The organism is Mucilaginibacter sp. (assembly GCF_039207105.1).
GTDB lineage: Bacteria > Bacteroidota > Bacteroidia > Sphingobacteriales > Sphingobacteriaceae > Mucilaginibacter.
Window position 1 is genome coordinate 1 of sequence record NZ_JBCECK010000040.1, and the last position, 9,494, is coordinate 9,494.

The window sequence follows — 9,494 nt, forward strand, 5'->3', positions numbered from 1 at the left end:
GTTTATTTCTGTTATTTTCAGCAGATTGTTTTCCCGCGTTATATCAAAAATGTAGGCACCTACTCTGGAGCTGTCGCTCAGCACTCTGATACTAAGTGGCGGGTGGCTGTAGATCTCTTCATTTTTTACAGCTCCTTTTACATAATACCGGATGTTAAAACCGTTGGCTGCTATCACTTTTTGTACAAGTACAGGAGATTTTAGCACCTCCATTTCATTTTCAATATTTTTACCGCTGTTAAAAAGAGAGAGCGATTTGAGCGCATCCATTTCTTCTCCACTCCCTTTTTTTTCATCTTTCAGGTATAGTTTAGCGCTCGACATATATATCGGTTTCTTATATTTCATGTAAAGCATAGCGCCGATAACTGTTACCAACAGTACCAAAAGGTATAGGGGCCAGTGGAATATTATCTTCCGGAAGAGATCATTCAGATCTATTACAGTGTTCTTACTGTCTGTTGTTTTTTGCTGGTTCATAGTGCGGCTCATCTATTTAAAATGACAATTGTGCTAATGAGTGATATCACACCTATGATGGCTGGCAAGAGCTGTACTGTTTTGGATGTGGCGAACTTGCGGTCGGGGCCGGGTTTTACATAGATAACATCATTATTGCTGAGGTAATAATAAGGTGAGGAAAGTGTTTTACTATCATTCAGGTTTAGAGATGCATACGTTTTGATACCATTAACTTCCCGGATGATCATGATATCATCCCGCTTAGCGGTAATGTTGAGATCGCCTGCCATGCTCAATGCATCTAGTATAGAGGCTCTTTCGGCCCCAATACGGAAGGAGCCAGGGTGGACCACGTCTCCAAGTACCGATATCTTGAAATTTACCAGCCGTGTAGATACGAAGGTGTTACGGGCCGTTTTATCCAGTTCCTGTGATACCAGATCGTTAATAGCCGTGGTTGTTTTATTCTTTACATTTATTTTCCCAATCACCGGTAATGCTATGTAGCCGGCGCTGTCTACCAGATATCCCGGTTCCATGCCGTTACCCGAGGAAGAACCAGAAATATTAGGGTTAAAGATCGCAGATATTTCTTTGTCAAGAGTGGTAATGGTGATCTGCAGTATATCGCCAGGCTGTATTTTAAGCTGCGGCATGCGGTTAAGGGAATCGATCCCTTTAGTTGCCGAAATGTCATTAAAGTAAGTGAGTTTACGGGTGTTTGCGCATCCCGTAATTATTATCAACACCAGGATCAGTGGTAAGCTAAATTTCAATCCCATATATAGTGATTAGTTTATTATGCAGTATTTATAAAAATTAGTGAATGCAGGAATTCTACCGGCAGTTGTTCACTACTCGCTTTAACTATGGCGGGAATAGACTCCCCGTCACGGAGTTTTTGTTATGTTGGTACTTTAATTTCAGCTATGCTTACATTGGGGCTTTTAGCTTTGACAAATATGTTCCTGAGTTTTTCCTGAGTAGGTAACTCAAAATAGTAGTGAATGATCAGACTCAATGGTATCAGAATCAGGAAAAAAACAATCAATGTAATTGGCGATCGGAGTACAAGACGGTTGATATGAAAAGCATTAATTATGAGTACGAATGTGATCTGTAATGAAAAATGAATTAAATACATGGCATAGCTGCAATTACCGAGCAGCGCCCATTTTTTGTTAAGCATGCCCTTGCAGGTTTCCCAAAGTGTCAGGGTGATGATAGTGCAGGGGGATAAGAAAGTTCGGAAAGCGAATTTTTTACCGAGATCGAAAGCGGATTGTGCTGACTCAAGAGTTTTGTTGGGGAATGCATGCAGATACAGTTTTGACCAAATATCCTGGAGAAAGGAAAATCGATATTCTACAAAGAACAATACCCAAAATAAAACGGTGAAGACGGTGAGAACAGAGAGGTATTTTTGGGCTCTGTTTTCTTTAATCATCCAAAGGTATAAATAGTAGACCAGTCCACCTAAAAAGAAGGAATACATGCCTTTACCAATGAGGGTATAATAGTATTGTAAAAATACGCCGGCGGGTATAAAGAGAAAAAGTAACCATTTTTTATTTTGCAGTTTCTGATAGCAGATGACAAAGAATACTAAATAAAGGAATACTTCTACAGAAGCCGACCAGGATGGTCCGCTGAAAGATGCGCCTTTTTCAATTCCCCAACTTTGCATAAAAAGTAGGTTCAAGATAAAATGGTAAGTATCATTGAATTGGATAATAAAATAATGGCCGGCATTTTTGAACATGAGCCATTGGAGGGCAGCTACCAATAGTAAGGTAGCAAAGTGGACAGGGTAGAGCCTGCTGATCCGGAAGATTATAAATTTACGGAAGTTTATTTTCCGCGTTGCGATCCGGTCAGCATATAGCCAGAAGAAAACGAATCCGGAAAGAAGGAAGAACAAATCGACTGCTACCACGGCATCGTTATAGATAACTGACAGGTAAGGATAAAACGGAAGCGCCGTTTTATCAATCTTACTTGATACCCAGGTGTCATTTGCATAATAGAACAATTGCCAATGATATATAACAACTATTATAGCTGCAAAGCCTCTGATGGCGTCAAGAGTATAGAAATGTGAGGGGGGGCTTTGATTTGAAGACATTAGGTATTTGTATTGTAGATAGATTATTTTAATAATGTTATTAAAATCTAAATTACTTATAATGCAGATAGTTGTAGGATTTGTAAGGTTAATGAACGGAATGGGTGAGGTTGTTTAAAATGAACAAAATGGATAATATTAAAAGAAATATAGACAGGAGGTGTTCTATAAAGATATTAATCACTCAGAGGAGGCCAATGTTGCAAATAGGTTTGGAAATTTATCTTCAGCAAGGTTGGCCGAAAGGTATAATTTTAGTAGAGGAGAGAAAGAAATTGCTGGTGTGTTGATTAAAGAATGGTTTTAAAATCGCACTCAATTTATTAAAAAATACAATACCGTTAGATGTAAAAGCCCCTTTCACATTATTGTGAAAAGGGCTTAATTGTTATCTGATTACAGCATCAGTTTGCATATAGCAAAAGAATGTGTTTATAAGAGAAATTAGCTTTTAGAATGCTATTTCTTTTCAGGGACCAAGAAGGGTTTTGCTTTATCTCCAACAAAAAATGCAATCAGTTTAGCAGGTTTGTCTTTGCTCAAATTTCTTGTTCTTGCATGTAAGCCGTTTGGTCTTTCATAAAAAGCGTCACCCACTTTATAACGATAAACTTTGTTATCAAATGTTGATTCCAGTTCACCCTCCAAAACATAGCCGAAGGTTGGTATAGGATGGCGATGAGCAGCCAAATCTTCACCGGGAGCAAAATTGACAATAACCATTTTTACTTCCTGCTCTTTAAGACCTGAGGTTTGGATAAGTTGTGTAAGAATAACTTGCGGGGGAGTACCTTTTGCATGTGCATTTCCGGAATCCTGTGCTTTTGCGTTTAATGTAAAGGCAAGGCAAAAGCTTAAAAACATGATTGTTGATTTTTTCATTTTAGTAATGGCTTAATTGATGATTATATTCATCATTGCTGTTTTACAAAAGTGAAAAATGCCAGAACCTTTTTGCTTAAACTGGTTTAAGAAACAAGTTTTTCTTAATAGGTTCAAGTACTCCAGAATAAGGCAATACTTAGTATATGCTTACGAAAATACAAGAATACGTCATTGCTTAACCTGTCCAGGATCCGCTACATCATTTAATGCTGGAGGCGAACTCGGAATAACTGGTGCCACATATCGCGATGGCAACCAAGCGTCTAATTCTGTTATAGTTACTTCGATTTGTGGCTTGAACTTGGCTGAGGTCATGTAGTCCAGAACCGATTTGCGCAGTGATGCCGCGACTGGTCGCTGTTCAATTCCTTTATCAGAAAGATCAAAAGATGTAACCATCAGCTTGCCGGCACCCACATGGCATTCAAAGAGCATCGAAAGCCGCAGGTTGCGGTTCCAGTCATCAATTGGCTGAACAACTGAAGCCAAGGTAGGGGGTAAGGCACTCATATTCATTGCAACTGTACGGGGTAGTAGGCTAACCCACTGCCAATCGCAGCAATCTTCGGTCGGAAATCCAGCTAAAGCATTGTGTTTTGCGTTATTCAGAAGTCCTATCATCCAGGTCCGGTTCGGGTTCATCAGGCGGTTCCAGAAGATAGGTGTGGTTGTTAATGCCAGATCAATTGGCGGATTTTCAGGTGCGCCGGAGAGGAACAATACCTTATTGCCTTTAGCAACGTGCGTTTTGGCTTCTTCCCATGAACTCGTTACCAGAACGTTCTTGGGCATTTCATTCCTGATTGTTTCGGGATACACCCAAAATTTCCAGTTATTACTGAAATCTGTTCCTGCAAGCTTTAAAACGAGTGAATAAACTGCTGGTGCCGGTAAGTTGGATAAAGATGCCGAGATAGTTCCAAGAACCTGACCGCTGCCTCTTGCTATGTTACATGTAGGAAGGTTGCCCGACATCATGACTTTTGCATTACTGTTCAAAATCAGCCATTGCGGTGTAATTTCTTTGAGGGGTTCAGGCCCGTAATGTGTAACTTCGGCACTCGCCGCCAGACTATCAACCGTGGTAAATACACGGTCTTTCAATCGTATTAGCGGAACGGTGGTATTATTAAAATGTTTGAACTCTTCTGCTGTAATATACCCTTTTTCTTCCCAGAAAGCATCAAGCATTCCAATGAGTGCCCCGCCTTGGCCCAGATAATCATGTAGGTCCAGCAATTGATAGCCCGAATAGGATGATGTACGTAGTAAAGCTTCAATCTCTTCTTTATAACAAGCCACCTGGAATCGGCCTGAAGCGTGGGCAAGAGCCTTGTTCTGCTTCAGGATGCTATGAGTACGAGCACCATCCCGCATAATAATATAGTTGCCAGGATGCATATAGGGCACTTTCCCAAGGCCAATGCCATCAGGAAAAGCATCATATTTGCCTTTACCCTCAAATTTTTCTATAATTCCAAAATCAGGATAAGCACAGTATTGGCCTATTTCATGACCAAAACAAGGTATGGTTACGCCGCCTCGTATATTACGCAAACTCTCTTCATAATCAGAACCAAACCATCCTTTGGGGCCACGCGCGGGACTGCCAGTAATTAAAAAGTCAGCAGCATAGGGTTTGCCTCGTCCTTCCGGTGGCGGTGCAAATCGACCCGTGCCGTCTGTGTAGAGGCGGCGTGGATCAGCTTCTCTCCAGGTTTTATCCCAGCTCGGAAGCTGTTTGGCATAATTACCGGCAGGCTCATTAGTAGCGCCAAGCATTATAAAAGATGGGTGATTACCATATGCCTTTAGCAAGCGTTCGGTTTCGTCGGTCAAAACGGTCAGCATTTTACCGTCCGAATCGAACGCATTCCACATTCCGCATTCTGGTTGAAGATAAAAACCAAGTTCATCGCCTGCAATAAACGCTGCTTCGGGAGGGCACCAGGAGTGGAAACGCATGCCGTTAAGCCCCCAGGTTTTGCAAATACCAATGATTTTTTTCCAGGTAGCAACATCTGTTGCAGGATAACCGGTTAACGGGAAGCCTCCGCCATCGTGCGTTGCCCGCAATTGGAATCGCTCCTCATTTAATAAAACTTGGTTGCCTGCTGTTTTAATTTCACGCATTCCAAAAGTCACAGATCGCCGATGATCTGCTTGTTGTCCGCTAAGGGTTAAAGAAAGTTGCTGAAGTTCGGGTGTAAACTCTGACCATAAGCCAGCGTTTGGCAGAGGGACGTTTATAGTTGCCTTACCACCGCTTTCATCCCATGTTACCGGCACAAACACAGTGCCTGTAGAAAGTGTGCCCGTGCCCGCTTTACCGGTTACATTACCGATAGAAACGTGGATCAATGCCGACTTGTTAGTAATATTGGGGAATACCTTGGCATCGGCGATCCAAACGGGTGAGGTGGCCGACAGTTCGATCCGGCCTACGACACCGTTCCAGGTTGACCCTTCGGCATCAGACACGGCATGGCCATCAGGGCGGTAAGCCGGTGTTAGCATCCTGTTATCGATACGAATTGTAAGGCGATGTCTTCCGGCTTTTATTATGCCAAGATCAAATTCATGTGGAGCTACAAGTGATCTGTTACTGCCAATCAAATTATCGTTAATATAAACATCTGTTTGCCAGCGTGTCCGTTCAAGGAATAATTCAATACGTTTTCCAGCCCAATCGGCCGGAATATCAATATCACGCTGGTACCAAGCCACACCTAAATAATGCCGTACCGGTTGCGACAGGTATGGCACCTGGATATTGCCGGGTACAGTGTAAGGCTTATATTGTGGTAAAAGATACCAACGCATATCGCGAGGAAGTGCCGCTACGAACTTCGTATCGGCTCTTATTTCATCTCCGAACCCTTGTGTTTGCAGGATGCCTGGCAAGGATATATTATAGGAAGCTGAAAAATTGGTTTTAAACCAACCAGCATTGCTTCCTTCGTCATCACGATCCAATACAAACCGCCAGCTGCCGGCTAAAGAAATAGTGCCGGGGCCAAGAGGCGAAACAGGGGTTGCCTTCGCAATTAGCATAGTTTTTGGATAAACCGTCGCCGCTATTGCAGTAAGCCCGGCAGTTGCCAGGAAAGCCCGACGGGATATCGAAACCTTGTTCGAATTGTTCATATTGAAGTGATGCTTTACAGGTTATTAATTGATCAGTTGTCAGATCATTGAGGCGTAATGATGTTTATGGGCTAAGTTAAGTAACTTAATCCGTCGTTCCATACTCATGATAACAGTGATCAGAAAATGTTGATGTGAAAAATATAAAGGCTCTTATCTTCTTTTATTCAGGTTTGGGATTTATTATTGCCAGAAGCATCGATCGTTCCGGTTACGCACAACTTAACCCCCGCGAAAATATATGTCAGCCTATATGCTTCCATTATCGAAAGCGTATTAATGATAAATTCATCCGAATTAAGGCCCGCTCAATTTTTATATTATTAAGGACCGGCTGCAACACCGGTCCAATTGACGGTAATAGATTGTTTAAGCAAAGCGGCGGATGGTATTGTATCGGGCAAAAGCATATTGTTCAATAGACGTTGAACTGAGCCTATTTAAAGCCACTTTTTCATGTAATTCTTAAACAATTTGTGGTAAACCAAAAATCAATTATGATTTCCAGTAATTATTCGCCGCCGAAATGGTAGCAAATTCAGTAGCCACCGTTTGTCCGATTGCTATCAACATCGCCGCGTCCTCAGAATATACGCTCCTTAGCCTTCCCCTGATACCTGCATCGGGTTGGGTGGCTTTAATAATTAATCTGGCCATTGTAACGGCCAACAAACGGCCTTCTTCGGGAGTGGCGGTGATCAGGGAATTTCCCGGGATCAATTTTAAACTGTCTTGCATAATTTATATTTCTTGCAAAAGAAACGACTGGGGAGATTAAAAATAGTGACTAATGTTACATTTTGTCAGTACAATATCTGACGGAGCAGTTGAATGTATCTTCGGGGTATTTAAGTAATATGCTCCGAAATCTTACGGGGGCAAACGATCAGCAATATATTCATCAAAAGGTGATAGAAAGAGCCAATAAATATTTAACAGCCGGAAATTTGTCTGTTTCAGAAGTTGCTTATCAGCTGGGATTTGAGCATCCGTGATCCTTTAATAAATATCTATGGTGACATTAGTTACTGTTTGCCGGTAATATCGCCTATACCTTCGTATCACAATTTTAATATTATATCATGAAAATTAAATTCACAATTTTATTGGCCGCCTCAAGTTTGTGGGGCGTAACGTTAAACGCGCAGTCAGGAACGCAAAATGCGACACCTGTACAAATGGTAGAAGCTCTGCACGACGCATTCGGCGAACATCATGCCAGGGCTGTTCATACCAAAGGAATAATTCTTGAAGGCACCTTTACGCCAGCGGCTTCAGCTTCAACAATTACTAAAGCAGCCCACTTTCAAAAGGAACAAAGCAATATCGTTGTTCGCTTTTCAGATTTTGCAGGTGTGCCAAACATCCCAGACAATTCAGGGCTTGCAAATCCGCGCGGTATGGCTATTAAATTCAAAATGAAGAATGGTCTAACTACTGATTTTGTGGGGCATAGCTTTAACGGCTTTCCGACTCCGAACAGTTTAGGGATTTATTAATGGCTGTGGCTGCCAGCAATAAGGAGACATCGAAACCTACTACACTTGATAAATATCTTAAAGCTCATTCTGCGGCAAGAATATTTCTTACAACGCAGAAATTACCGGCCAGTTTTGCTTCCATCAATTATTTCGGCGTAAACGCCTTTAAATTTACCAATGCGAAAGGCGAGTCGTGCTTTATTCGATATCAATTATTGCCTGAAGAGGGTGAAAGACTTCTTACAAAAGAGAAGTTCGATAAGGCTGGTGCAAGTTACATGATAGACGAAATTCAAGGCAGAGTGCGCAAACAACCGGTAGTATTTAAAATGTATGCTCAGATTGCAGACAAAAATGATGTGATTGATAATCCGTCAATAGCTTGGCCTTCCAGCCGTAAACGCGTTTTGCTCGGGACGTTAACTATTAACAAGGTTTCCTCCAACTCAGTTCATGAAGACAAGTCACTGTTGTTTATTCCTAATAACGTTCCTGACGGTATTAAAGGGGCGGATCCTATGATTGACGTACGGTCAAAAGCCTATCCTATATCGTTCAGCCAACGCCAATAATTATTATGCGGTTATTGTTTGCAAATACTTCAAGGAACTGAAACTCCTCGTAGCGTACTACTCTGATTGTGCTATTCGCCGCATGGACAGTTTTTCTAACCATTTTGGACGATATTTAATTATAGTACGAAGTAACCATAGCATATGACTATTACAGAAATACTTCACGAACGTTAAAATCGACTATCTTATGAAACTCATTTAAAATATGATCGCTGATAGGTTCACCAATTAAAAAGCGCTACGGCTATCGATGAAATCTAATGTTTTTCAGCATTACACAATTTGGCTGCGATTTGTTTATCAGTTTCGCGCCATACATTAGCTTATTTCAAACGGTGGTCGTGGCTTTTCGTTCACATGGCAAACCATCATTTTACAGAAGGTAACCTACTACGGTTTTATAAGAATATATGTCACTGTCAAGAACCGGATGAAAGCATAGAATAACCTCTTGCTCGTAAGCTGTCAATCGCCGACACGGCTATTTGAGTAAACAAGCTTGTACTTTTATATAAGGATGCCTATTGATTGGAGAGTTCTGCAGTCAATCAGAACTTGTTTTGCCATATATTATTAATTTCGGTTAGATTAGTAATGTTATTGCTCAATAATAATTATGCCTTTAAAAGTAGTTGCGGTTCTTGTCTTAATTGTAGGATTGTTTCACAAATCCTATGCGCAACCTGATAAATACCAGTTTTCACAGCTTGATATCAATAATGGATTATCGCATAACCAGGTAAATTGTATTTATAAAGACCGGCAGAGTTTTATGTGGTTTGGGACTTCGTCAGGTCTCAACAGATATGATGGCTATAG

General features: G+C 41.2%; 10 protein-coding genes. 4 read left to right on the top strand and 6 right to left on the bottom strand.

Translation table 11 applies throughout. The features are described 5' to 3' along the window. From AAGC65_RS10560 to AAGC65_RS10585, 6 genes are all read right to left on the bottom strand, one after another. A partial coding sequence (locus tag AAGC65_RS10560) for a Wzz/FepE/Etk N-terminal domain-containing protein (protein ID WP_343112411.1) occupies positions 1-492 on the bottom strand: 492 nt, incomplete at its 3' end. Then, a complete protein-coding gene (locus AAGC65_RS10565) occupies positions 489-1,244 on the bottom strand; it encodes a polysaccharide biosynthesis/export family protein (protein WP_343112412.1) in 756 nt (251 codons plus the stop codon). The genes AAGC65_RS10560 and AAGC65_RS10565, both read right to left, overlap by 4 nt. Positions 1,245-1,366: 122 nt before the next feature. Then, complete coding sequence (locus tag AAGC65_RS10570; RefSeq protein WP_343112413.1) at positions 1,367-2,587, bottom strand: acyltransferase; 1,221 nt, start codon at positions 2,585-2,587, stop codon at positions 1,367-1,369. 459 nt (positions 2,588-3,046) lie between these two features. Further along, complete coding sequence (locus tag AAGC65_RS10575) at positions 3,047-3,469, bottom strand: cupin domain-containing protein (RefSeq protein ID WP_343112414.1); 423 nt, start codon at positions 3,467-3,469, stop codon at positions 3,047-3,049. 171 nt (positions 3,470-3,640) lie between these two features. Then, positions 3,641-6,619: a sugar-binding domain-containing protein gene (locus AAGC65_RS10580; RefSeq protein WP_343112415.1), complete on the bottom strand. Its 2,979-nt coding sequence runs from the start codon at positions 6,617-6,619 to the stop codon at positions 3,641-3,643. A gap of 495 nt (positions 6,620-7,114) precedes the next feature. Next, on the bottom strand, positions 7,115-7,357 hold the full coding sequence (locus tag AAGC65_RS10585) for a hexameric tyrosine-coordinated heme protein (protein WP_343112416.1): 243 nt from the start codon (positions 7,355-7,357) through the stop codon (positions 7,115-7,117). A 62-nt stretch (positions 7,358-7,419) separates the two neighbouring features. Here AAGC65_RS10585 and AAGC65_RS10590 point away from each other — a divergent pair, with 62 nt between their 5' ends. The 4 genes from AAGC65_RS10590 to AAGC65_RS10605 all read left to right on the top strand — a co-directional run. After that, entirely contained in the window at positions 7,420-7,614 is a 195-nt protein-coding gene (locus tag AAGC65_RS10590) for a helix-turn-helix domain-containing protein (protein ID WP_343112417.1), read from the top strand. Positions 7,615-7,701: 87 nt separating this feature from the next. Beyond that, positions 7,702-8,118, top strand: coding sequence for a catalase (locus tag AAGC65_RS10595; RefSeq protein ID WP_343112418.1), 417 nt, complete (start codon positions 7,702-7,704; stop codon positions 8,116-8,118). Continuing rightward, the gene (locus AAGC65_RS10600) at positions 8,118-8,672 is read left to right on the top strand and encodes a catalase (protein ID WP_343112419.1); all 555 of its coding nucleotides are present in this window, start codon (positions 8,118-8,120) and stop codon (positions 8,670-8,672) included. Before AAGC65_RS10595 ends, AAGC65_RS10600 begins: the two co-directional genes overlap by 1 nt. Before the next feature lie 619 nt (positions 8,673-9,291). Beyond that, the coding region (locus AAGC65_RS10605) for a two-component regulator propeller domain-containing protein (RefSeq protein ID WP_343112420.1) at positions 9,292-9,494 on the top strand (203 nt) is incomplete at its 3' end.

Bases quoted from the DNA above. Each gene is read 5' to 3' on its own strand.
- AAGC65_RS10565 (WP_343112412.1), bottom strand. From the start codon at position 1,244: ATGGGATTGAAATTTAGCTTACCACTGATCCTGGTGTTGATAATAATT.
- AAGC65_RS10570 (WP_343112413.1), bottom strand. From the start codon at position 2,587: ATGTCTTCAAATCAAAGCCCCCCCTCACATTTCTATACTCTTGACGCC.
- AAGC65_RS10575 (WP_343112414.1), bottom strand. From the start codon at position 3,469: ATGAAAAAATCAACAATCATGTTTTTAAGCTTTTGCCTTGCCTTTACA.
- AAGC65_RS10580 (WP_343112415.1), bottom strand. From the start codon at position 6,619: ATGAACAATTCGAACAAGGTTTCGATATCCCGTCGGGCTTTCCTGGCA.
- AAGC65_RS10585 (WP_343112416.1), bottom strand. From the start codon at position 7,357: ATGCAAGACAGTTTAAAATTGATCCCGGGAAATTCCCTGATCACCGCC.
- AAGC65_RS10595 (WP_343112418.1), top strand. From the start codon at position 7,702: ATGAAAATTAAATTCACAATTTTATTGGCCGCCTCAAGTTTGTGGGGC.
- AAGC65_RS10600 (WP_343112419.1), top strand. From the start codon at position 8,118: ATGGCTGTGGCTGCCAGCAATAAGGAGACATCGAAACCTACTACACTT.